Raw genomic sequence first — 23,020 nt, forward strand, 5'->3', positions numbered from 1 at the left:
CGGCCCCACCGCCGCCGCCCGAAAGGACCTTGACCAGCAATGGCCGACGAGAATTCCCCTGTGACGCCCGATGACGAGGCGGCCGTGCCCGCCGACGCCGAGGTCTCCACCGTCCGCATCGAGCCCGTGGGCCTCGAAACGGAGATGCAGCGCAGCTATCTCGACTACGCGATGTCCGTCATCGTGTCGCGTGCGCTGCCCGATGTCCGTGACGGCCTCAAGCCGGTGCACCGCCGGGTGCTGTACGCGATGTACGACGGCGGCTACCGGCCCGAGAAGGGCTTCTACAAGTGCGCCCGCGTCGTCGGTGACGTCATGGGTACGTACCACCCGCACGGCGACTCCTCGATCTACGACGCCCTGGTCCGCCTCGCCCAGCACTGGTCGATGCGCATGCCGCTCGTGGACTCCAACGGCAACTTCGGTTCCCCGGGCAACGACCCGGCCGCAGCGATGCGGTACACCGAGTGCAAGATGATGCCGCTGTCGATGGAGATGGTCCGCGATATTGACGAGGACACCGTCAATTTCCAGGACAACTACGACGGCCGTAACCAGGAGCCGACGGTCCTCCCGGCGCGCTTCCCGAACCTGCTGGTCAACGGCTCGGCGGGGATCGCGGTCGGTATGGCCACCAACATCCCGCCGCACAACCTGCGCGAGGTCGCGGCGGGCGCGCAGTGGTACCTGGAGAACCCCGAGGCCTCGCACGAGGAGCTGCTGGACGCGCTCCTGGAGCGGATCAAGGGACCGGACTTCCCGACCGGTGCGCTGGTCGTGGGCCGCAGCGGCATCGAGGACGCGTACCGCACGGGCCGCGGCTCGATCACGATGCGCGCGATCGTCAATGTCGAGGAGATCCAGGGCCGCCAGTGCCTGGTGGTCACGGAGCTTCCGTACCAGGTCAACCCGGACAACCTCGCACAGAAGATCGCCGACCTGGTGAAGGACGGCAAGGTCGCCGGCATCGCCGACGTCCGCGACGAGACCAGCTCGCGCACCGGTCAGCGCCTGGTCGTGGTGCTGAAGCGAGACGCGGTCGCCAAGGTCGTGCTGAACAACCTGTACAAGCACACCGACCTGCAGACCAACTTCGGCGCGAACATGCTGGCGCTGGTCGACGGTGTGCCGCGCACCCTGTCGATCGACGCGTTCATCCGCCACTGGGTGACCCACCAGGTCGAGGTCATCGTCCGCCGTACGCGTTTCCGGCTGCGCAAGGCCGAGGAGCGGGCGCACATCCTGCGCGGTCTGCTCAAGGCGCTGGACGCGATCGACGAGGTCATCGCGCTGATCCGGCGCAGCAACACGGTCGAGATCGCCCGTGAGGGCCTGATGGGCCTGCTGTCGATCGACGAGATCCAGGCGAACGCGATCCTGGAGATGCAGCTGCGGCGCCTGGCGGCCCTGGAGCGGCAGAAGATCGTCGCGGAGCACGACGAGCTGCAGGCGAAGATCAACGAGTACAACGCGATCCTGGCCTCGCCCGAGCGGCAGCGGCAGATCATCAGCGAGGAGCTGGCGGTGATCGTCGACAAGTTCGGCGACGACCGGCGCAGCAAGCTGATCCCGTTCGACGGTGACATGTCCATCGAGGACCTGATCGCCGAAGAGGACATCGTGGTCACCATCACCCACGGTGGCTACGTCAAGCGCACCAAGACCGAGGACTACCGGTCGCAGAAGCGCGGCGGCAAGGGCGTACGCGGCGCGAAGCTGAAGCAGGACGACATCGTCGACCACTTCTTCGTCTCCACCACGCACCACTGGCTGCTGTTCTTCACCAACAAGGGCCGGGTCTACCGGGCCAAGGCGTACGAGCTGCCGGACGCCGGCCGGGACGCGCGCGGCCAGCACGTGGCGAACCTGCTGGCCTTCCAGCCGGACGAGAAGATCGCCCAGATCCTGGCGATCCGGGACTACGCGGCCGCCCCGTACCTGGTGCTCGCCACCAAGGCCGGCCTGGTCAAGAAGACCGCGCTCAAGGACTACGACTCGCCGCGGGCCGGCGGTGTCATCGCCATCAACCTGCGCGAGGCGGCCGACGGCTCGGACGACGAGCTGATCGGCGCGGAGCTGGTGTCGGCCGAGGACGATCTGCTGCTGGTGAGCCGCAAGGCGCAGTGCATCCGGTTCACCGCGACGGATGAGGCGCTGCGCCCGATGGGCCGCGCGACATCGGGCGTCAAGGGCATGAGTTTCCGGGAAGGGGACGAACTCCTCTCGATGAATGTGGTCCGGCCCGGTACGTTCGTCTTCACCGCCACGGACGGCGGGTACGCCAAGCGCACCACTGTGGACGAATACCGCGTCCAGGGGCGTGGCGGACTCGGCATCAAGGCGGCGAAGATCGTCGAGGCCCGCGGTTCCCTCGTCGGGGCACTGGTGGTCGAGGAGACCGATGAGCTCCTCGCCATCACCCTCAGCGGCGGAGTGATTCGTACGCGGGTCAACGAGGTCAGGGAGACGGGCCGTGACACCATGGGCGTCCAACTGATCAACCTTGGCAAGCGGGATGCCGTCGTCGGCATCGCCCGCAACGCCGAAGCTGGGGCCGAGGCCGATGAGGTCGACGCCGAAGAGGCCGAGGGCGACCAGCCCGTGGCCGCTGAAACCGAGGAGTAGACCGTGAGTGGAGCCACGGGCGCCGCTGCTGGTGGAACAGGCCCGGACCGGCGGCAGGCGGCCGTCCAGGCCGACACCGGCGGCGCCCCTGGCTCCCCCACGGACAGCGGCCCGCAGCAGGGGGGATCCACCGTGACCGACACCCGTCCGCCGCATCACGCGGGGCGGCCCCAGACCTATGGCGCGGCGGTCCCCGGCACGCCGGACCAGCCCCCGCACCAGCCCGCGCAGGCGTATCCGCCGCCACCGTCCGCCCCGGCGTCGGCGGGGGCTCCGGCCGCGGCGGGTGTACGCCGGCCGCGTCCCGCGGCCCGTACCGTGCCGCGGACGCGCAAGGCGCGGCTGCGGGTGGCCAGGGCCGATCCGTGGTCGGTGATGAAGGTCAGCTTCCTGCTGTCCATCGCGCTGGGCATCTGCACGATCGTGGCCGTGGCGGTGCTGTGGATGGTGCTGGACGCGATCGGCGTCTTCAGCACCGTCGGCAGCACGATCAGTGACGCGACGACCGCGGAATCGGGCGGTAGCGGCGGATTCGACCTGGTGTCCTTCCTGTCCCTGTCCCGGGTGCTGGTGATCACCACGGTCATCGCGGTGATCGACGTCGTCCTCGCGACGGCGCTGGCCACCCTGGGGGCCTTCATCTACAACATGTCCGCGGGCTTCGTGGGCGGCGTCGAGCTGACGCTGGCCGAGGACGAGTAGCCGCGCCGGATTCCGATTTTGGGACATGGCCTGTGGTGCGCTAATCTTTCGTTGCAGCGCGGGCCTATAGCTCAGACGGTTAGAGCGCTTCCCTGATAAGGAAGAGGCCACAGGTTCAAGTCCTGTTAGGCCCACCGCGTCGAACGGCCCGTACGGATCTCGATCCGTACGGGCCGTTTCGCTCTGTCCGGCACACGGTGTCCGGTACGGGAGTTGGAGCGGGTGCAGGTCACCGTTCGGTATCGGTCGGTGTGTATAGTCGGGCGCGTCAGGGCTCTCCCAATCCAAGAAGGACGAGGTCGCGCGGTGAAGAAGTTTCTCCTGGTGGCACTGGCCGCCATCGGCGGGCTCCTCGTGTACCGCCAGATCCAGGCGGACCGCGCCGAGCAGGATCTGTGGACGGAAGCGACCGACTCCGTACCGGCAGGTTCCGGCGCGAGCGTCTGAGACGCCGAAGTGCTTTGAGGCCCCGACCGCACAGCGGTCGGGGCCTCTCGCTGTTGCGGGACCGTGACGGTGGACGTCTTGAGTTTGCTGACGCGAATAAATACCTTCGCTGTGGCGAAAAATTGCTGGTTCGGCCGAGGGGGACGCACAGCATGCAACGACCACAGGGGCGCGCGGCGGCGGCAGTGGGGATCGGGGGGCTGCTGCTCGCCGTCCTCACCGTCCTCGCCGGCCCCACCGTCCTCGCGGGGCCGGTTTCCGCGCAGGCCGTACCGGCGGCGGCAGCGGCTGCCGACGACAGTCTGATCATGGTGCTGGACTCGTCCGGGTCGATGTCGGGGCCCGACGGTTCCGGCGGCACCCGCATCGAGTCGGCCCGCAAGGCGGTGAACACCGTCGTGGAGACCCTGCCGGACGGTCACCCGACCGGGCTGCGGGTCTACGGCGCGGGGCACGGCTGCGACGACACCCGGCTCGCCGAGGCGGTCGTCCCGCTGGACCGGGCCGCCATGAAGAAGGCCGTGGCCGCCGTCGAGCCCAAGGGGGACACCCCGACCGCGCTGGCGCTGACCAGGGCCGCGGGCGATCTGCCCAAGGACGGGCGGCGGACGATCCTGCTGATCTCCGATGGAGAGTCCAACTGCGGGGCGCCCAAGCCCTGCGAGGTGGCCGCCCAGCTGGCCGGGGACGGCCTCGGTCTGCGGATCGACACCGTCGGCTTCCAGGTCAAGGGCGCGGCCCGCGAGGAGCTGGAGTGCGTCGCCCCTGCCGGGCACGGCTCCTACTACGACGCCCCTGACGCGGCGGCGCTCGCCCGGCAGCTGGTGCGCGCCTCGACGCTCAGTGCGGACGCCTACCGCTTCGAGGGGACCCGGATCACCGGCGGTACGACGGCGGTGCGGGCGGCGGGGATGACGCCCGGGCAGTACCTGGACACCATCGGGCCGGATGAGACCCGCTGGTACGCGGCCGGTCTGGACGCCGTCGCCACCGCGGACTTCGCGGTGACCGCGGTCCCGCAGCCGGGCGTCAAGGCCGGCTACGGCGACGGTATCGAGTTGAAGGCCGCATCGGCCGGCGCGTACGCGTACACCTGCGACACGCGGTCCGCGCACTTCGGGCAGGACGAGGGCGCGATGATCGTCACCGGGTCGGTGAGCCGCGTGCCCACCTCCAAGGGCGACGGCAGCTGCGACAAGGCGGGCCGCTACCTGCTGTCGGTGCACCGCACGACCGCGCCCGGGTCCGACCGGGGCCGGTGGCCGATCGAGATCCGGTACGGGAGCGAGGCGCCGCTCAAGGCCGGGATCACGCCCGCGGCCGCCGAGACCGAGTACGGGGACAAGCCCGCGCCCGTCGCCGGCGACCCCAAGGACATCGCGGGCGGCACCGGCTTCAATGACGCGGCCACGCTCGGCAAGGGCGTGTGGCGCGACAAGCTGCTGCCCGCGCAGACCCGGTTCTACAAGGTGCGCCTCGGCTGGGGACAACAGCTCAGCTACGCGGCCGAGTTCGCCAACGAACCGGTGCTGGACGACGCGGCCGGGACGTCGGACTCTTCGTATGTCGACACGGGTGCGTACGGGCCCGCCCGGCAGCCGGTGGGCGACGCCTCCGGAGGCGACGAGCACCGCACGTACTTCGGCAAACCGCTGTCCGTGGGACTCGGTACGGTGCCGGTGACCTGGACGAACCGCTGGGTCACCAGCGGAGCGGCCCCGATGGTGCACAGCGCGGGGGACTACTACATCGCCGTGGCGCTCGGCCCGAAGGCCGCGCAGCTGGCCAGGAACGCGGCGGTGGGCGTCGTCCTGCGGGTCAATGTGACCGGGGACGAACTGGCCGGGCCGCAGTACCAGGCGCCCGCACTGGCCAAGGCCAAGGGCAAGAGCGGGGACGGGAACACGGGCGGTGCGGCCGGCAAGGGCCCGTCCCAGGGCGGCGATTCGGCCGCGGGCAGCGACAGCGGCGGTACGGACGGGGGAGGATTCATGACCGGCATGGACGTGATCGCGGCAGGAACGGGCGCAGCGGTGGCGCTCGCGGCCGTCGGCACGGTGGCGCTGGTGCGCCGGACGAAGAGGGGCGGGGCGTGATGCGCAGGCTGGCGGCGACGGTGGCGGTGGCCGGTGCGGCGCTCGCCGGGCTGCAGGGCACGGCTCTGGCGGACCCTGCCGTGCCGGTGTGGCAGCCGCAGGGCACGGCGGTGACGGGCGCGGCCACGACGGCCGAGGCGCAGGCGCTCACGGCCGGTACCACCTACAAGGACACCCTCAAGGTGGGCGACACCAAGTACTACGGCGTGGACCTCGACGCGAAGTCGGCGGCGTACCTGTCGGCGTTCGCCATTCCGAAGCCGGGCGCCAAGGTCGCCTACGGGGACGGGATCGACCTCAAGCTGCAGAGTGCCGACGGCACCGACTGCGACAGCTTCAACGCGCATTTCGACAGTGACGGGGCGGCCCGGCCGGTCGGCGGCTACGCGGCGCGGACGATCGAGAAGGGCGGGCAGTGCCAGGAGGCCAACCGCTACACGCTGGAGATCAAGCGGAGCAGCGCCGGTACCTCCGACCCCGGTGACTGGCCCGTCGAGATCCGTTTCCTGTCGGAGCCCGGCCTCAAGGCCGACGCGAAGCCGGTGCCCGCCTCCAGCGCCACAGAGGCGTCTCCCACGCCGGTCACCGGCACGCCGAGGCCGGCCGTGGGCGGTACGAGCTTCGACACCGCGGCCGCGATCAAGAGCGGCATCTGGAACGACAAGGTGCTGCCCGGGGAGACCCGCTTCTACAAGGTGCCGGTGGACTGGGGACAGCACGCGGTGCTCTTCGCCGACTTCGCCAACGCGCCGAAGGTCAAGGACAACGGGTTCCAGAGCGCAGGGGTGCGGGTCGCCGCGTACAACCCGGCCCGCGGACACGTCAGCGACGCCACCGAGTCCTACGCAGGGAAGCAGACGTCGATCACCGGCCAGACCGTAGCGGTCTCCTTCGCCAACCGGTACGAGAGCGGCAGCGCGGTCTCCGCCACCCGGTTCGCCGGCTGGTACTACTTCGCGGTCAGCGTCCACCCGGGCGTCAAGAACGTCGTGGACGGGCCGATCGGCGTCACCCTGCGGCTGGACGTGAAGGGCGCGGCAGGATCCGCGCCGGGTTACGACGGCGACGCGGCCAAGGCCGGATTCGGCGTCAACGGTGACGACCTCGCCAAGGCCGACGGCACGGCCACCGGCGGAGGTTCGAACGCCACGCTGCGCTTCGTGGCCTTCGCCGCGCTCGGCGCGGGCACCGTCCTGCTTCTGAGCCTGGCCGTCTGGATGGTGGCGGCCCGCCGCCGCCCGCACACGGCGGACGGGGCCCCGCGGCCGCCGCAGTCACCGGAGTCGGGCTACGGGCCGCCGCCCGCCTGGTAGCCGTGTCGCCTGCGGCGGGCGTCGTGGGGTCCGGATGCCGTCGCGGCTGTGCGGCTCAGGCCGCGGCCAGCGCCCAGATGCCGACCGCGAAGCAGAGCGCGGCGACGATGAGGATCGGGACCACCAGCTTGGCGGGTGGTCCCGGTCGGCGTGCCGGCGGCGGCGCGGCCGCGCCCGCCGTGCTGGGGACGGCTGCGGTGTACGGGCGGGTGGCTTCCGGGCGGATTTCGTCCGGCCGGTGCGTTCCCGTGGGAGTCGGTCCATGAGCGTGTAGTGGTCCCTGCGCCTGGATCGGGCTCTGGGCCGCTACGGCTGTCGCGTACGGGTTCTGCTCGGGGGTCGGCGGGGTGGTCGGCGGGGTGGTCGGCTGCTCGGGGAGCGGTGGTGCCTGGATCCCGGTCTGTGGATAGCCGTAGGCGGGCTGCTGCGGCTGGTCTGGCTCTGGCGTCATGCCCCAGGGCTGCCCAGGCGTCGGTGCCGGGGTCTGCGGCGACATCCGAGGGGGCGGGAGCCGGAAGCTGCTGGTCGGCTCGGGCCGGACCTGGCGCGGTGTCCTGCGCGGGCCCCGGGCGTCGAAGCCCTCCGGCAGCGGGCCGATCTGGTCGAAGACCTCGACCGGCTCGTCGTCGAGACCGGGTGCCGACAGGAGTTCGACGGCGGCGGACAGCGCCTTGCGGGCACCGGTGGCGGTGCGGAAGCGGGCGTCCGGGTCGGGCTGCAGCAGGTTGCCGATGACCTGCCACATCGGCTCGGGCACGCCCTGCGGGGCACGCGGGACGCCCTCGTTCAGATACCGCTCCAGGATCGCCTGGGCATCGGGCTTCTTGCCGCTGAGCAGATAGAGGGCGACGAGGCCGACGGCGTACAGATCGGCGGGGAAGTCGGGCTCCGCGCCCAGCATCTGCTCGGGCGCGAAGTAACCGGGCGTGCCGACGATGTAGTTGGCCTCGGTGAGCCGCGGTTCGCCCTTGCGCATGGCGATGCCGAAGTCCGACAGCCGCAGATGCGGCAGGCCGGTGCCGGTGGCCTCCAGCAGGATGTTGGCCGGCTTGATGTCCCGGTGCACGACGCCTTCGGCATGGACGGCCGTCAGCCCGGAGAGCAGCTGGTCGAGCAGGGCGCACACGAAGCGCGGGGGCAGCGGACCGTAGTCGCCGATCAGATGCGAGAGCGATCCGCCGCGTACCAGGTCCATGGTGAACAGGACCTTGTCGTCGTCGGCGGCCCAGCTGGCGGGCGCCAGCACATGGGGGTGGTCGATCCGCATCGCCTGCTCGCGGACGAAGCGCAGCAGGGCATGGGCGTCGCTCTGCTGGAGCACTTTCGCCGCGACGTAACGCCCACGCCGGTGGTCCCATGAGCGCCAGACCGCGCCCGCTCCGCCCCGTCCGATCGGGTCCACCAGCTCGTACCGGCCTGCGAAGACCTCACCCATGGTCTGCGACCCGCCCCCTGGTTCGTCAGTTCTGGTTCGCCTCGTAGTGGGCGATCGCGTCAGCGGTCCGCCCGGCGCCGTACACATGGAGGAACTCTGCCAGTTGCGGATGGCTGGAGGCGAGAGTGTTCGCCGCTTCGGCAATCTCCTCGGCGGACGCGACGGCCCGCAGGAGCGACTGGATGTCGCGTACGACGTGCCGCGCGGCGTTGGCGGCGGCGGTGCCCGACGAGGAGCTGTGGGTGCCGGTGTTGAGGACGGAGGTGCCGGACAACTGCCGGATGTCCTCCAGCCGCGCCGTGGCCTGCGAGGGGGTCACGCTGCCCTCGGCGACGTGCCCGGCGAGGTCCTGGATGGCTTGCAGGCGCTGGACGACGGCCGGGTTGCCGATCTTCGCGCGCTGACCGCTCATCAGCTGCGAGAGCATCGGTGCGGAGAGCCCCAGCGCCGTGGCCATGCGTGCCTGGTTCAGGCCGAGGTCGCCCATGAGGCGGCGGAAGAGATCGCCGAGCGGTTCGCCGTACCAGGTGCGCTGCTGCTCCTGTGCGCGGCTGACGGCGTCGTGCGGAGACGGGTCCATACGCACTCCTGTTTGCGGCGGTGAATCCTGCAAACCATCCTACGGACCGCGATACCCGGTCGGGGTTGGGTTCCGGAACGGGTACGCTGTTCTGCGAAGCGGGGCCTTAGCTCAGTTGGTAGAGCGCTGCCTTTGCAAGGCAGATGTCAGGAGTTCGAATCTCCTAGGCTCCACAGTCGTGATCAGCGCGGGACCGCAAGCGGTCCCGCGCTGATTTGCGTATCGGATCCACTATCCGGTGCTGCACAATCGGGGACGTGATGTTCGGCATCCTCGGCGCGACACAGGTCTGGAACTCGGATGGCAGCGCGGTCGCGCTGGGCGGGCCTCGGCGTCGGGCACTGCTCGCGCTGCTGCTCATCGACGCAGGCCGGGTGGTGACGGCCGAGCGGCTGATCGACGGGCTGTACGGGGAGAATCCGCCGGCCGGGGTCGCGAACGCGCTCCAGTCACAGGTGTCGCGGCTGCGGCAGGTGCTTCCGCGGCCCATCGAATTCCATCCGGCGGGCTACCGGCTCGCGATCGATCCCGACGACGTCGACTCGCACCGCTTCCAGCGGCTCAGCGCGGAGGGCCGTGAGGCGCTGGCCGCGGGCGACCCGGCGCGCGCCGCCGCGCTGCTGCGGGACGCGCTCTCGCTGTGGCGCGGACCCGCGCTCGCCGATGTGGGCGACGCGTCTTTCGCGCAGCCGCAGGTGACGCGCCTGGAGGAGCTGCGGGTCTCGGCCGCGGAGGACCGCATAGAGGCGGAACTGGCGCTCGGCGGCCACCGGGAGCTGGTCGCGGAGCTGCGGGAGCTGGTCGACGCGCATCCGCTGCGTGAGCGGCTGCGCGGGCAGCTGATGCGGGCGCTGTACGGCAGCGGCCGGCAGAGCGAGGCCCTGGAGGCGTACGAGGACGCCCGGAGCGAGCTCGCCGAGACGCTGGGAGCGGACCCGGGACCGGAGCTGGCCGCCGTGCATCTGGCGGTGCTGCGCGGGGATCCGGGGCTGACGCCTGCCGCGCACGCGCATGTTCCACGTGGAACATCGCCCACGACGCACCCGCCGTCCACCCCGTCCGCCCCGCGTTTCACCCTGCCCGCGCAGCTCACCAGCTTCGTCGGCCGCACCGAGGAACTGGACCGGATCGGGGCGCAGCTGGCCGACGGGCGGCTCGTCACCCTCATCGGGCCGGGCGGCGCGGGCAAGACCCGGCTCGCGGTCGAGGCGGCCGGGCGGTACGGCGGGGAGGCCTGTTTCGTCGAACTGGCCGGACTCACCGACGCCGCCGAGGTACCGCACGCGATCCAGAGCGCGCTCGGGCTGCGCGAGGCCGGAGTGATGCCGGGTGCAGGTCCGGCGCCCGATCCGGTCGCGCGGGTCACCGCGGCACTGGCCGACCGCCCGCTGCTGCTCGTCCTGGACAACTGCGAGCATGTCGTCGCCGAGATCGCCAAGATCGTCGGCGGGCTGCTCGGCGACTGCGTGCGACTGCGGGTGCTGGCCACCACGCGGGAACCGCTGGGGATCCCCGGCGAGACGCTGTGCCCGATCCCCCCGCTGCGACTGCCGCCGCCCGGTACCGATCACGTCCATGCGCTCGAATTCCCGGCCGTGCGGCTGTTCGCCGAGCGTGCCGTCGCCGTGCGGCCCGATTTCGTGCTGGCCGCCGATCTGGACGCCGTCCTGCGGGTGTGCACCGCGCTCGACGGTCTCCCGCTGGCCATCGAACTGGCCGCCGCCAGGCTGCGCTCGATGTCCGCGTCCGAGATCGCCTCCCGGCTCGGCGTGCTGTCCGCGGTGCCGGAACAGAGCGAGTACGGGCCCGGGATCCGGCCCGATGAGCGGTTCCGTCTGCTGTCGCGCGGCAGCCGTACCGCCCAGCCCCGCCAGAAGACGCTGCGCGGTGTCGTCGACTGGAGCTGGGACCTGCTGTCGGAGGCGGAACGCGCCGCCCTGCGCCGGGTCTCGGTCTTCGCCGGCGGCTGGACGCTGGAGGCGGCGGAGGCGGTCTGCGCGGACGCGGACGGCGGTACGGAGCACCGCGGTACGGAGCACTGCGGCACACAGGACGCGGGCGTCGACGCGTTCGACGTACTCGACCTGATCGACTCGCTCGTCGACAAGTCCCTGGTCGTCGTGCACCGTCCGGAGGGTGCCGACGGGGTCCGCTACCGGATGCTGGAGACGATCCGCGCCTATGGGGCCGAGCGGCTCGCGGAGGCCGGTGAGACGGCGGCGCTGCGCCGGGCCCACGCCGGGTACTTCCTCGGTGTGGCCCGTGACGCGGAACCCCACCTGCGGCGGGCGGAGCAACTCGACTGGCTGCGCCGGCTCTCCACCGACCAGGACAACCTCCACACCGCGCTGCGGCGCTGCGTGGAGAGCGGCGACACCACGACCGCGCTGCGGCTGCTGGCCCCGCTGTCCACGTACTGGCTGCTGCGCGGCGTGCGCCTGGAGGGCGCGGGACCCGCCCGCGCGCTGCTGGACATCCTCGGGCCGGGGGTGCCCGAGGGGCTCGACGAGGAGTACGTGCTGTGTGTGCTCGCCGCGGCCAACGGTGTCTCCGACCACCAGCTGGGCGATCACACGACTGCCGCCGAAGGGGTGATGGCCGGTCTGAGCTACATCCCGCAGCGTTTCCCCAGCCTCGCCGTCATCTGGGCGATGGCCATGGGCGCGCCCACGAGCGATGCCGGTGAACTGATCGCGCTCTCCCTCGACCAGTGGGTCCAGGATCCCTGGGCCATGGCGTTGCTGCACCTGGGGCAGGGCTACGCCCACTGGATGGTGCTGGGCGACGCTGCCCGTGCGGAGGAGGAGTTCACCCTCGGGCTGGCGGGTTTCCGGGTGCTCGGGGACCGCTGGGCGATGGCCAACGCGCTGGATGTGCTCTCACAGCTCGCCGACTGGCAGGGCGACCACGAGCGGGCCGCCGCCCTGACCGACGAGGCGCTCGGCTATGTGGAGCCGCTCGGCGCCATCGAGGACATGGCGCAACTGCTGTGCCGGCGGGCCGAACGCAGCGCCCGGGACGGGGACGCCGAGGCGGCCCGTGCCGACTACGAACGGGTCGTCGAACTGTCCGGCCGGGCCGGCGCGCCCGACTGCATGGCGCTGGCCCACCTCGGGCTGGGCGAGGCGGCCCGCATGCGCGGGGAGCTGGCCGAGGCGCGCAAGCTGTTCGACCTGGCGCTGAGCGAGAGCGGGACCGGGTGGGCCGTTGTCGACATGAACCGCCCGCTGATCCTCATCGCGCTGGCCCGGGTCGCCGAGGCCGAGGAAGATCCCGAGCAGGCCCGTTCCTACTACCGCCAGGTCCCCGAGGGCGAGCTGGTGAGCCGCAACGGCCCGGTCGCCGCGAGCTTCGCCGAGGCGCTGGCCGGTCTCGCGCTGCTGGAGGGCGGTCCGGAGCGGGCCGCGCTGCTGCTCGGTGTCGCCCGTGCGCTGCGCGGAGCCGAGGTGCCGCCCGGCCAGGACACGGCCCGGGTGACTGCCGCCGCCCGTGCCGCACTCGGCGACACGGCCTACGCGGCGGCCCACGCCCGCGGGGTGGCACTCTCCCGGGACCAGACGGTCGATGCGCTGACCGACCTCGGCGGGGAGCGGTCAGCCGCCGGTACGTGAACCGGTCAGGGCGTCCCGCCGTCGACGCTGTCGGGCGCTGACCGCCACGCCGCACACGCCGGAGGGGGGCGGGAGACCATCGCGGTCTCCCGCCCCCTCCGGCGCACTGCGTACGCGCTGTACCGATAGGAGAGCCGTGCCTGGGCGCGTAACTGCGTGCGCGAGTGAGTGCCCACGCCCTCACGCGTGCTTAACGCGCGCTTACGCGCGTCCGGAGCTAGGCGGGGGTGTCGCCGCGCTCCTGACGCTCCTTGTCGTCAGCCTCGGCCTGCTTCGCCTGCACCTCGGGGTCGAGCGGTTCTACGGGCGAGCCGTCGACCTTGTCGAGGCGGTCGATGCCGCTGATCGTCGGGCCGCTGCCGTTGAGCGTGGCGCGGTCCGCCACCCCGGTCGGCGGAGCGGGCTCGACCAGCCAGTCCGGGTTGGTCTGCTTGGCCCACCACTTCCACGCGGCGAAACCGGCCCCGCCGATCAGTGCGAGCACCGCGAAGCGCTTGACGGCCTTCCCGGCCCTGCAGCGGCGTTCGTACTTGCGGTTCAGCTTGTCGATCTCGGCGATGGACACCCTGCCCTGCAGTGCTGCCAGGGCGGCCGCGCCACGTGCCAGGGCCTCGTCACGAGCGGGGCCCGCGGCGGCACGGGTGACGACCACCGCTTGTCCGACCCGGGGGGCCGCGTAGTCGGTGGCCTGCCGTGCGGTCAGGGCCGTCTTCACGGCTGCGGTGTCCACAGCCGCCGCGACCTTCGGCGGTAGTGCCGAGTGTGCCTTCTGCGCGGCGGTCGCCACCCTGGGCGTCAGCCAGTGCCGGGCCTCGTCGGCGTAGTGAGCGGCGCTGTCCTTGGCGGTGACAGCGTATGGAGCGACCACCTCAGCGGCGTGCTGCATGCTGTCCTTGGTCTGCCCGGCTGCGTGGCGCACGCTGTCGATGCGGGTCACAGGAACCTCCTCCTCGGTGGCGTACGGTTTTCGCCTATCCATCCGATTTGAAATCATGCCTGTTTGCGGCCGGTCCGGCATGTGCGATCGCGCATACGGGTCAAGGCGGGGCACGGGGAGAGCTTCCACACGACGATGCCACGATGCGCGGCGGGAGGCGAGCGGGACGGCGAGTGGGAAGGGGAAGCCAACAACCGCTCCCTGAGCGTGCGAGGATTTGTCCCTGTCAGCGAAGACTATGGAAGGCAGATCGTGGCCGAGCAGCTCTATGCGACCCTGAAGACCAACCACGGGGACATCGAGGTCCGGCTCCTGCCGAACCACGCACCGAAGACCGTGAAGAACTTCGTCGAGCTCGCCGAGGGCACCCGCGAGTGGACCGACCCGAAGACCGGCAAGCCCTCCAAGGAGAAGCTGTACGACGGCACGGTGTTCCACCGTGTGATCACCGGCTTCATGATCCAGGGCGGCGACCCGCTGGGCAACGGCACCGGCGGCCCCGGCTACGAGTTCGCGGACGAGTTCCACCCCGACCTCGGGTTCGACAAGCCCTATCTGCTGGCCATGGCCAACGCCGGCCCGGGCACCAACGGCTCGCAGTTCTTCATCACGGTCTCCCCGACCACCTGGCTGACCCGCAAGCACACCATCTTCGGTGAGGTCACCGACGTGGCCAGCCAGAAGGTCGTGGACTCGATCATCGCCACGCCGACCAACTCGCGCACCGACCGTCCGGTGACGGACGTCGTCATCGAGTCGGTCGTGATCGCGACCCGCGAGGGCTGATCCCGCCGTACTCTGAGGGCTGATCCCGCCGTACTCTTCGGGAACCCCGCGCCCTGCCCGTCCGTATGGAGGGGCAGGGCGACGCGCGTCCCCAGGAAGAGGACCTCATGGACCAGGCGGTCTGCTGCTACCGGCACCCCGATCGCGAAACCGGCATCCGCTGCACTCGTTGCGAGCGGCCGATCTGCCCGGAGTGCATGGTGAGCGCCTCGGTGGGCTTCCAGTGCCCGGAGTGCCTGGGCGAGGCCCGGCGCACGACACCCGTGCCGCGCACGGTCGCGGGCGGCACGGTGGCGTCCGACCCGCATCTGGTCACGAAGATCCTGATCGGGCTGAATCTGGCGGTCTTCCTGCTGGTCCTGGCGCTCGGCAGCCGGCTCGCCGATGATCTGGCGCTGAAGGCGTACTGCGATCCGATCGTCCGGCAGTACTGCGTGGGGGTGTCCGCGGGCCCCAGCCAGTGGTACCGGCTGCTCAGCTCGGTCTTCGACCACCAGGCGTACTTGCACATCGGGTTCAACATGCTGACGCTCTGGTGGATCGGCGCCCCGCTGGAGGCCGCTCTCGGCCGGGCCCGCTATCTCGCGCTGTATCTGATCTCGGGCCTCGGCGGCAGCGCTCTGGTCCTGCTGCTGGCCCCGTCCCCCGGCGCGCTCGGGGCCTCCGGGGCGATCTTCGGGCTCTTCGGCGCGACCGCCGTCTTCATGCGGCGCAGCCGGATGGACATGCGTCCGATCCTGATTCTGCTCGGGCTGAACCTGTTCTTCAGTTTCACCTGGTCGAACGTCAGCTGGCAGGGGCACCTCGGCGGCCTGGCGGCCGGCACGGTGATCGCGGTCGGCATGGCGTACGCGCCGCGCGAGCGCCGTGCTCTGGTGCAGTGGGGGACCTGCGCGGCGGTCCTGGTGGTGACGCTTGCGGCCAGCTGGATCGGCGTGGCCCAGATCACCGCCTGAAGGGCGTTACCACTGGCGTTGATCAGACGTTATCCACAGCGAGTACCGAATCCTGTGCACCCTGTGGGGAACGCGTGTGCGTGATGTCACCGCATCGTGTTTCCCCTGCAAGATCAACGAAAGACCGGTGGCCGGCACAGCGGCCACCGGTCACACCGGCGTCAACTTCGTAGAGGTTATCCACAGATCTTCCGACCTTTTCCCCACTGTGGATAACCGTGTGGACAACTCTGGGGAGAACCGGCTGGGGCGCCGGTTACTTCCACTGTGTGGAGACCACGAACCCGCCCGCGATGAAACCGAAGCCCACCACGATGTTCCAGTTCCCCAGCGCGTTGACGGGCAGGCTGCCCTGCGTCACGTAGAAGAGGACGATCCATGCCAGGCCGATGACGAAGAACGCCAGCATCAGCGGTGCGACCCAGTTGAAGCCCGACCTCAGCTTTATCGTCTGCGACTTCTCCGGCGGCGGAGTGAAGTCGGCCTTCTTGCGGATCCGTGACTTCGGCACGAGGGACTCTCCTGTCGATGCGCTGCGTAACCGCGCGGGGATGTCGGGGATGTGACGTGGCCGGGCGGGTGGGGGCACCACCGCCGACGGGCGTCCGTTAGCGTAGTGCTTCCCCGGGTGTGAAGGAGACAAGGGTACGGTGACCGATTCCGGCGACGCGCCCCGCTCCCGTCCTTCCCCCCGCACCGTAGTACTGCGAACGCTCAGTGCGGGAGTCTTCGCGCTGGCCGGGCTGATCTTCTGGATGAGTTTCGACACGGCCAAGGGCGTCAACATCCGCAGCGACGACCCGCTGCCCAAGCTCTCGGACAACCTGCGCAAGCAGAGCAGCCGGAACCAGGAGCTGGAGAATCAGCTCTCCGGGGTCCGCAGCGATGTCGACGCGCTCACCCGCAAGGGCACCGGAGCCACCGACGCGACCCGCAAGCAGCTCGACCTGCTCGGCGACGAGGCCGGCACGAAGCCGCTCACCGGCGCCGCGCTGAACGTCACCCTCAACGACGCCCCGCCGAACGCCACCGCGCTCGTCCCCGGCGTGCCCGACCCGCAGCCCAATGACCTGGTCATCCACCAGCAGGACCTGCAGGCCGTGGTCAACGCGCTGTGGGAGGGCGGAGCGCTGGGCATCAGGGTCATGGACCAGCGGCTGATCTCCACCAGCGCCGTGCGCTGCGTCGGCAACACCCTGATCCTGCAGGGCCGCGTCTACTCGCCGCCGTACAGAATCACCGCTGCGGGTGACCAGAACAAGCTGCGCGCGGCGATCAACCGGAACGCGACCATCCAGAACTATCTGCAGTACGTCAACGCCTACGGGCTCGGCTGGAAAGTCGAGGCGGACAACCGGGTGACTCTTCCGGGGTACTCCGGCACAGTGGATCTCCACTACGCGAAGCCCGCGCCCTAGCCACGCCCCCCGGGGCCGGCACGGCGCGGCGGCGGACCGACGGGGCGAAGGGGGCGCGGGTGACGATCCGGCTGGTGGTGCGGACGTTCAGCGAACTGTGCGTCACCGCGGGCGCGTTGATCGTGCTGTTCGTCGTCTACATCCTGTTCTGGACCGGTGTGCGGGCGGACAGCGCGATGAACGGCGAGCTGGACCATCTGCAGAACACCTGGGCGACCGGATCGCTGGCTCCCGCCACCCCCACCCCGGCCCCGACCGCCACCTCGACCGGCGCGCCCGCCGCCCCGGCCGCGCCGCCGCCTTACAAGGACGGCGAGTCGTTCGCCGTCATGTACATCCCGCGGCTCGGCGCCGACTGGCACAAGCCCGTCCTCCAGGGCACCGGCACCGGCGTCCTGAAGAAGGGGCTCGGGCACTACGCGAACACCACGCGGCCCGGCGGGACCGGCAACTTCTCGGTGGCGGGCCACCGGCGCACCTACGGCGACCCCTTCAAGGACTTTCCCGGCCTGCGCAGGGGAGACCGGGTCTACCTCTTCGACGGCGCGTCCTGGTACACGTACGTCCTGGACCGCGACCCGTACCGCACGGTCCCGACCGACGTCGGCGTCATCGACCCGGTGCCCAGGGAGTCCGGCTACACGGTCGCGGGCCGCTATCTGACCCTGACGACCTGCGACCCCGAGTGGGGCCACAGCCACCGGCTCATCGCCTGGGCGCACCTGGAGGCGGTTAGCCCGGGCGAGCGGGGCAAGCCGAAGGGTTTGACCGGCTAGGCCACCGGTGCTGCCGATCTCCCCTTAGTCTGTTCCGGGGAACCGGGAAGGAAGGCACCGCATGTACGGCTGGATCTGGCGGCATCTGCCGGGCAACGTATGGCTCAGGGCGCTGTTCTCGCTCGTGCTGGCACTGGCCGTCGTGTACGTCCTGTTCCAGTACGTCTTCCCGTGGGCGGAGCCGCTGCTGCCGTTCAACGACGTGACCGTGGACAACGGGATGGGCGCCGTCCGATGACCGCTCGCATCCTCGTCGTGGACAACTACGACAGCTTCGTCTTCAACCTGGTCCAGTACCTCTACCAGCTCGGCGCCGAGTGCGAGGTCCTGCGCAACGACGAGGTCGCGCTCACGCACGCGCAGGACGGGTTCGACGGGGTGCTGCTCTCCCCCGGTCCCGGAGCGCCCGAGCAGGCCGGGGTCTGTGTCGAGATGGTCAGGCACTGCGCGGAGACCGGGGTGCCGGTCTTCGGGGTCTGCCTGGGCCTGCAGTCCATGGCGGTCGCCTACGGCGGCGTGGTCGGCCGGGCGCCCGAACTGCTGCACGGCAAGACCTCGCTGGTCACCCACGAGGGCACCGGGGTGTTCGCCGGACTGCCGTCGCCCTTCACCGCCACCCGGTACCACTCCCTGGCTGTCGAACGGGACACCGTGCCGCCGGAGTTCGAGGTCACCGCCTGGACCGACAGCGGCATCATCATGGGGCTGCGGCACCGTGACGCGGCCGTCGAGGGCGTTCAGTTCCACCCTGAGTCGGTGCTCACCGAATGGGGCCATCTGATGCTCGCCAATTGGCTGGTGGCGTGCGGAGACGAGGGCGCCCCGGGCCGCTCGGCGGGCCTGGCGCCCGTGGTCGGCAGGGCCGGGGTGTGACGGGCGTCCGCCCGGAGGAGCGCCCGTCCTACGAGGACACGGGGCAGTTCGCCGCGGCGGTCGAGCAGCTCGCCGACCCGCTCAGTGACCCTCTGCCGGGCCGCCCGCTGATTCCGGCGGCGCGGGAACCGCAGGTGCAGGAACCGCCGATGCGGGAGTGGGAGCAGGAACCGCTGGTGCAGGAGCGGGTGCAGGCACCGATAGCCGCGCCGGCTCCCGATCCGGCCTCCGATCCGGGCACCGCGCCCGAGCAGCCGGCCACGGGATCCCCCTGGTTCCGCCCGCACGACCTGCCCGAGCAGGCAACCTCTCAGCCGGCACCGTCCCCGCAGGCACCGCCCCAGCAGCCGTCCCCGCCGCCCGCGTCCGGCGACGGGTACGGCCGGACGTACGACGCGGGGTACGACGCCGGATACAGCGAGCCCGTCACCTGGCCGATACCCGACGCACCGCAGTGGTCCCGGACCCGTGCCGAGCCCCGAACGCCTGACGATCCTGACGATGTCGCGTCGGCGTGGCCGGCCGGCCACGCCGCTCCCGGCGCCGAGACCGGCACCGGGGCACCGCAGCAGGTCTCGCCACCCGTGGCCCCCAGGGTCCGGCGCCGTGGCGTGCCCGGGGAGACCGCGCAGTTTCCGGCGGTGCGACCGGACGGGACACCCGGGGGGACACCCGACGGGACACCCCCCGGGCCGGCCGACGGTACTGACCAAACGGACGCGAACGAAGCGGCCGGTGAGACGCACGGGACGGGCGTGGCGCCCGAGGCCGATGGTCCGGGGCCCGGCGGTCGCGCCGAGCGCCGCAAGGCGGCGGCCAGACAGGGCGCTGGGCACCGGGCACGGGGTCGTACGGCTTCCGGGGCCACCGAGCCCGTACCGGCTACTCAGACGGCCCCTCTGACCCGGCTGGAGGCCAGGCGGGCGGCGCGGGCGGCCAAGGACAGCCCGGCGGTGATTCTCAGCAGGGTGATCGGCGAGGTGTTCATCTCCGTCGGTGTGCTGATGCTGCTCTTCGTCACCTACCAGCTCTGGTGGACCAACATCCGCGCCCACCAGCAGGCCAGCGGTGCGACCAGCGCTCTGCAGAACCAGTGGAACAGCGACAAGCAGCCCGACAAGAACAGCGATGCCCGCAAGGCCGGTGCCTTCTCCCCCGGCCAGGGCTTCGCGATCATGTACATACCCAAGCTGGATGTGAAGGCCCCGATCGCCGAGGGCGTATCGAAGCACAGCGTCCTCGACAAGGGCATGATCGGCCATTACACCGGCGCCCTGAAGACCGCGATGCCGTGGGACAAGCAGGGCAACTTCGCGCTCGCGGCCCACCGCAACACCCACGGCGAGCCGTTCCGCTACATCAACCAGCTCGTGCCGGGTGACAAGATCGTGGTGGAGACCGAAACCACCTACTACACCTACGAGATGACGAGCGCGCTGCCGAGCACCTCGCCGTCGAACGTCACGGTGATCCAGCCGGTCCCGACCGGCTCCGGATTCACCAAGCCGGGCCGCTACATCACCCTCACCACATGCACCCCGGAGTTCACCAGCACCTACCGGATGATCGTCTGGGGCAAGATGGTCGAGGAACGGCCGCGCAGCGAGGGCAAGCCCGCAGCGCTGCCCGGCTGACCGGCCACAGGGCCGGACAACGGACTGCCACAGAACGGAACAGCGGTGACCACGACCAATCGCGGCGGGCGGGGCCCGGTCGCGGCCGTCATCAGTGTGATCGGCGAACTGCTGATCACCGTAGGGCTGGTGCTGGCCCTGTTCGTCGTCTACTCCCTGTGGTGGACGAACGTCATAGCCGATCGGCACGCGAAGAGGGACGGCGAGAAGGTCCGCCAGAACTGGGCCGCGACCGACCCCCGCGGCCTCGACACCAAGGACGGCATCGGCTTCCTGCACGTCCCCGCGATGGGCAGGAACTTCGAGGTCCTGGTCAAGAAGGGCACCGGCAGCGGCGTCCTCAACGAGGGCGTCGCCGGGTACTACAGCGCCCCCGTCGCGTCGGCGATGCCGTGGGACAAGCAGGGCAACTTCACGCTCGCCGCCCACCGGGACGGCCACGGCGCCAAGTTCCACAACATCGACAAGATCAAGAACGGTGATCCGGTCGTCTTCGAGGACAAGGACTCCTGGTACGTCTACAAGGTCTATTCCATCCTCGACGAGACCTCGAAGTACAACGTCGGCGTCATCAACCAGATCCCGACCGAGTCCGGCAGGAAGACACCCGGCCGCTACATCACCCTCACGACCTGCACTCCCGTCTTCACCTCGGACTACCGCTACGTGGTCTGGGCCGAGCTCGTCCGCACCGAGAAGGCCGACGCGAACCGCACGCCGCCCGCCGAACTGAGTTGACCGCCTAGAACGCGAAGGGGCCACGGACGCGATGTCCGTGGCCCCCTTCGTCCGTTCACATGCTGCGGCTAGCCGCCGAACAGGTCGTTGCCCGTTCCGCCGCTGGTGAAGAGCTGAACGGCGCTGCCCGGCTGGACGGGCTGGTTCGCCTGCGGGTTGGACTGGATGACGACGGCGTCACCCTGCTTCGACCCGATGACCTGGACGTTCAGGCCCAGGGCCATCAGCTCGGCCCTGGCGTCCTTCAGCGACTTGCCGATCAGGTCGCCGGGGATGGCGACAGGCTGCTGCGACTGCGGGGCCTTGGCGATGAACAGGGTGACCAGCTGGTTGGGCTGAGCCGTGCTGCCGCCCACCGGGTCCTGCCGGATGATGGAGCCCACCGGCTTGTCGGCCGACTCCTCGTCCTGGGTCTTCACCCTCAGACCCTGGTCCGTGAGCGTCTGCTTGGCCTGGTCGACGGGCATCTGGGTGACGTCCTTGACCGTGATCTCCTGGGGCTTCTTGGCGACGGTCAGCGTGATGACCGTGTCCTTGGGCTTCAGGGTGCCGCCTGCCGGGTCCTGCTTGGTGACCGTGCCCTCGGTCTTGCTGTTGGACGTCTCGGTCACCTCCTTGACCTGGAACCCGGCGTCTTCCAGCGCCTTCTTGGCGTCCTCGAACTTGTCGTTGACGACATCCAGGACCTTCACCGGGGCCACGCCCTTGGAGAGCAGGACGGTGATGGTCTTGTTGTTGGCCGGGAGCGCCTCGTTGGCCTTCGGCGTCTGTTCGCAGACGGCGTCCACCGGCTGGGCTTCGCAGAACTTGCTCGCGCCCTTGACGACCTTGATGGTCGGATCGACGTTGGTGGCCGCGCTCTGGGCGTCCGCGAAGGTCTTGCCGACGAGGTTCGGGGCGGTGAGGGAGTCCGGGGCCTTGTTGCCGTTGAACAGCGCCCGGCCGAGGAAGATCGCGCCGACCAGGACGAGGATGCCCGCCAGGACGAGCAGCACGGTCGACGTGTGGCTCTTCTTCTGCCGGCGGCGGTCCGGGCGGTCGTCGTAGCCGTAGCCGCCGTCGTCGTCACGGACCGGGGGGAGCATGGAGGTCTGCGGGTTCTGCTGCGGCAGCGCCGTGGTGGGCGCGCCGTCCCCGTAGCCGGCGTACCCGACCGAGCCCATGGCGGCGGTCGCGGCGACGGGCTGGCCGTCGAGGTACGACTCGATGTCGGCGCGCATCTCGTCGGCCGACTGGTACCGGTAATCGGGATCCTTGGCCAGCGCCTTGAGGACGATGGCGTCCATTTCGGGGGTGATCTCGGGATCCCAGACCGACGGCGGCTGCGGGTCCTCGCGCACATGCTGGTACGCGACGGCCACCGGGGAGTCGCCGACGAACGGCGGGCGCACGGTGAGCAGCTCGTACAGCAGGCAGCCGGCCGAGTAGAGGTCGGAGCGGGCATCGACCTGCTCGCCCTTGGCCTGCTCGGGAGAGAGGTACTGGGCCGTGCCGATGACCGCGGAGGTCTGCGTCATGGTCATGCCGGAGTCGCCCATGGCGCGGGCGATGCCGAAGTCCATGACCTTGACCTGGCCGTTGCGCGTGAGCATCACGTTCGCGGGCTTGATGTCGCGGTGCACGATGCCGGCGCGGTGGGAGTACTCCAGGGCCTGCAGGATGCCGACGGTCATCTCCAGCGAGCGCTCGGGCAGCAGCTTGCGCCCGGAGTGCAGCAGTTCGCGGAGGGTGGAGCCGTCGACGTACTCCATCACGATGTACGGGATGGAGATGCCGTCGACGTAGTCCTCGCCGGTGTCGTACACCGCGACGATCGACGGATGGTTCAGGGAGGCGGCCGACTGGGCCTCACGGCGGAACCGGGCCTGGAAGGACGGGTCGCGAGCGAGATCCACCCGGAGCGTCTTCACAGCGACGGAGCGGCCGAGCCGGGTGTCGTGGGCGAGGTACACCTCGGCCATACCACCGCGGCCGAGCACCGAACCCAGCTCGTACCGGCCGCCGAGGCGACGCGGCTCTTCCATAGCTCTTGCCCTTCCCTTAACCGTGCCCTGTGGATGCTCGGGCATACGGTACCCGGCACGCTGGATGGA

The 23,020-nt window shown here is 70.5% G+C and carries 19 protein-coding genes and 2 tRNA genes; 16 read left to right on the forward strand and 5 right to left on the reverse strand.

Annotated features, from left to right (window positions below; genetic code table 11):
• Positions 1-39: 39 nt before the first annotated feature.
• From gyrA to QMK24_RS01480, 6 genes are all read left to right on the forward strand, one after another.
• The gene (gene gyrA, locus QMK24_RS01455; RefSeq protein ID WP_283463174.1) at positions 40-2,625 is read left to right on the forward strand and encodes a DNA gyrase subunit A; all 2,586 of its coding nucleotides are present in this window, start codon (positions 40-42) and stop codon (positions 2,623-2,625) included.
• A 3-nt stretch (positions 2,626-2,628) separates the two neighbouring features.
• Entirely contained in the window at positions 2,629-3,327 is a 699-nt protein-coding gene (locus tag QMK24_RS01460) for a DUF3566 domain-containing protein (RefSeq protein WP_283463175.1), read from the forward strand.
• A gap of 60 nt (positions 3,328-3,387) precedes the next feature.
• A tRNA-Ile gene (locus tag QMK24_RS01465) sits at positions 3,388-3,461 on the forward strand.
• A 172-nt stretch (positions 3,462-3,633) separates the two neighbouring features.
• Positions 3,634-3,774 carry a DLW-39 family protein gene (locus QMK24_RS01470; protein WP_018559211.1) on the forward strand — a complete coding sequence of 47 codons (141 nt, stop codon included), beginning with the start codon at positions 3,634-3,636 and terminating at the stop codon, positions 3,772-3,774.
• A 152-nt stretch (positions 3,775-3,926) separates the two neighbouring features.
• Positions 3,927-5,870, forward strand: a complete 1,944-nt coding sequence (locus QMK24_RS01475) for a vWA domain-containing protein (protein ID WP_283463176.1) — start codon at positions 3,927-3,929, stop codon at positions 5,868-5,870.
• Complete coding sequence (locus tag QMK24_RS01480) at positions 5,867-7,183, forward strand: hypothetical protein (RefSeq protein WP_283463177.1); 1,317 nt, start codon at positions 5,867-5,869, stop codon at positions 7,181-7,183. Before QMK24_RS01475 ends, QMK24_RS01480 begins: the two co-directional genes overlap by 4 nt.
• A gap of 55 nt (positions 7,184-7,238) precedes the next feature.
• Here the strand turns inward: QMK24_RS01480 and QMK24_RS01485 are convergent, their stop codons facing one another.
• Both QMK24_RS01485 and QMK24_RS01490 read right to left on the reverse strand, forming a co-directional pair.
• A complete protein-coding gene (locus QMK24_RS01485) occupies positions 7,239-8,618 on the reverse strand; it encodes a serine/threonine protein kinase (protein ID WP_283463178.1) in 1,380 nt (459 codons plus the stop codon).
• 25 nt (positions 8,619-8,643) lie between these two features.
• The gene (locus QMK24_RS01490; protein ID WP_283463179.1) at positions 8,644-9,198 is read right to left on the reverse strand and encodes a DNA-binding protein; all 555 of its coding nucleotides are present in this window, start codon (positions 9,196-9,198) and stop codon (positions 8,644-8,646) included.
• Positions 9,199-9,298: 100 nt separating this feature from the next.
• Between QMK24_RS01490 and QMK24_RS01495 the strand changes: the two genes are divergently transcribed.
• Together QMK24_RS01495 and QMK24_RS01500 are read left to right on the forward strand one after the other, a co-directional pair.
• A tRNA-Ala gene (locus QMK24_RS01495) sits at positions 9,299-9,371 on the forward strand.
• A gap of 87 nt (positions 9,372-9,458) precedes the next feature.
• Positions 9,459-12,809 (forward strand): AfsR/SARP family transcriptional regulator, encoded by a 3,351-nt coding sequence (locus QMK24_RS01500; protein ID WP_283463378.1) that lies wholly within the window; start codon positions 9,459-9,461, stop codon positions 12,807-12,809.
• 217 nt (positions 12,810-13,026) lie between these two features.
• Here the strand turns inward: QMK24_RS01500 and QMK24_RS01505 are convergent, their stop codons facing one another.
• Positions 13,027-13,746 (reverse strand): DUF5324 family protein, encoded by a 720-nt coding sequence (locus QMK24_RS01505; protein ID WP_283463180.1) that lies wholly within the window; start codon positions 13,744-13,746, stop codon positions 13,027-13,029.
• A gap of 252 nt (positions 13,747-13,998) precedes the next feature.
• Here QMK24_RS01505 and QMK24_RS01510 point away from each other — a divergent pair, with 252 nt between their 5' ends.
• Both QMK24_RS01510 and QMK24_RS01515 read left to right on the forward strand, forming a co-directional pair.
• Complete coding sequence (locus QMK24_RS01510; protein WP_283463181.1) at positions 13,999-14,532, forward strand: peptidylprolyl isomerase; 534 nt, start codon at positions 13,999-14,001, stop codon at positions 14,530-14,532.
• Between the two features lie 107 nt (positions 14,533-14,639).
• The gene (locus QMK24_RS01515) at positions 14,640-15,488 is read left to right on the forward strand and encodes a rhomboid family intramembrane serine protease (RefSeq protein WP_283463182.1); all 849 of its coding nucleotides are present in this window, start codon (positions 14,640-14,642) and stop codon (positions 15,486-15,488) included.
• 256 nt (positions 15,489-15,744) lie between these two features.
• Here the strand turns inward: QMK24_RS01515 and crgA are convergent, their stop codons facing one another.
• A complete protein-coding gene (gene crgA / locus QMK24_RS01520) occupies positions 15,745-15,999 on the reverse strand; it encodes a cell division protein CrgA (RefSeq protein ID WP_283463183.1) in 255 nt (84 codons plus the stop codon).
• A 139-nt stretch (positions 16,000-16,138) separates the two neighbouring features.
• Between crgA and QMK24_RS01525 the strand changes: the two genes are divergently transcribed.
• The 6 genes from QMK24_RS01525 to QMK24_RS01550 all read left to right on the forward strand — a co-directional run bounded on the left by QMK24_RS01525 (position 16,139) and on the right by QMK24_RS01550 (position 20,927).
• Entirely contained in the window at positions 16,139-16,906 is a 768-nt protein-coding gene (locus QMK24_RS01525) for a DUF881 domain-containing protein (protein ID WP_502962430.1), read from the forward strand.
• A 59-nt stretch (positions 16,907-16,965) separates the two neighbouring features.
• A complete protein-coding gene (locus QMK24_RS01530) occupies positions 16,966-17,682 on the forward strand; it encodes a class E sortase (protein WP_283463184.1) in 717 nt (238 codons plus the stop codon).
• 61 nt (positions 17,683-17,743) lie between these two features.
• On the forward strand, positions 17,744-17,920 hold the full coding sequence (locus QMK24_RS01535) for a hypothetical protein (RefSeq protein ID WP_283463185.1): 177 nt from the start codon (positions 17,744-17,746) through the stop codon (positions 17,918-17,920).
• Positions 17,917-18,555, forward strand: coding sequence for an aminodeoxychorismate/anthranilate synthase component II (locus tag QMK24_RS01540; protein WP_283463186.1), 639 nt, complete (start codon positions 17,917-17,919; stop codon positions 18,553-18,555). Before QMK24_RS01535 ends, QMK24_RS01540 begins: the two co-directional genes overlap by 4 nt.
• Entirely contained in the window at positions 18,552-20,189 is a 1,638-nt protein-coding gene (locus QMK24_RS01545; RefSeq protein ID WP_283463187.1) for a class E sortase, read from the forward strand. Before QMK24_RS01540 ends, QMK24_RS01545 begins: the two co-directional genes overlap by 4 nt.
• Before the next feature lie 45 nt (positions 20,190-20,234).
• On the forward strand, positions 20,235-20,927 hold the full coding sequence (locus tag QMK24_RS01550) for a class E sortase (RefSeq protein ID WP_283463188.1): 693 nt from the start codon (positions 20,235-20,237) through the stop codon (positions 20,925-20,927).
• A 68-nt stretch (positions 20,928-20,995) separates the two neighbouring features.
• Here the strand turns inward: QMK24_RS01550 and pknB are convergent, their stop codons facing one another.
• Positions 20,996-22,951, reverse strand: coding sequence for a Stk1 family PASTA domain-containing Ser/Thr kinase (gene pknB / locus QMK24_RS01555; RefSeq protein WP_283463189.1), 1,956 nt, complete (start codon positions 22,949-22,951; stop codon positions 20,996-20,998).
• Positions 22,952-23,020: the final 69 nt, after the last annotated feature.

Origin of the sequence: Streptomyces sp. PH10-H1, from assembly GCF_030063355.1 — a bacterium.
Lineage (GTDB): Bacteria > Actinomycetota > Actinomycetes > Streptomycetales > Streptomycetaceae > Actinacidiphila.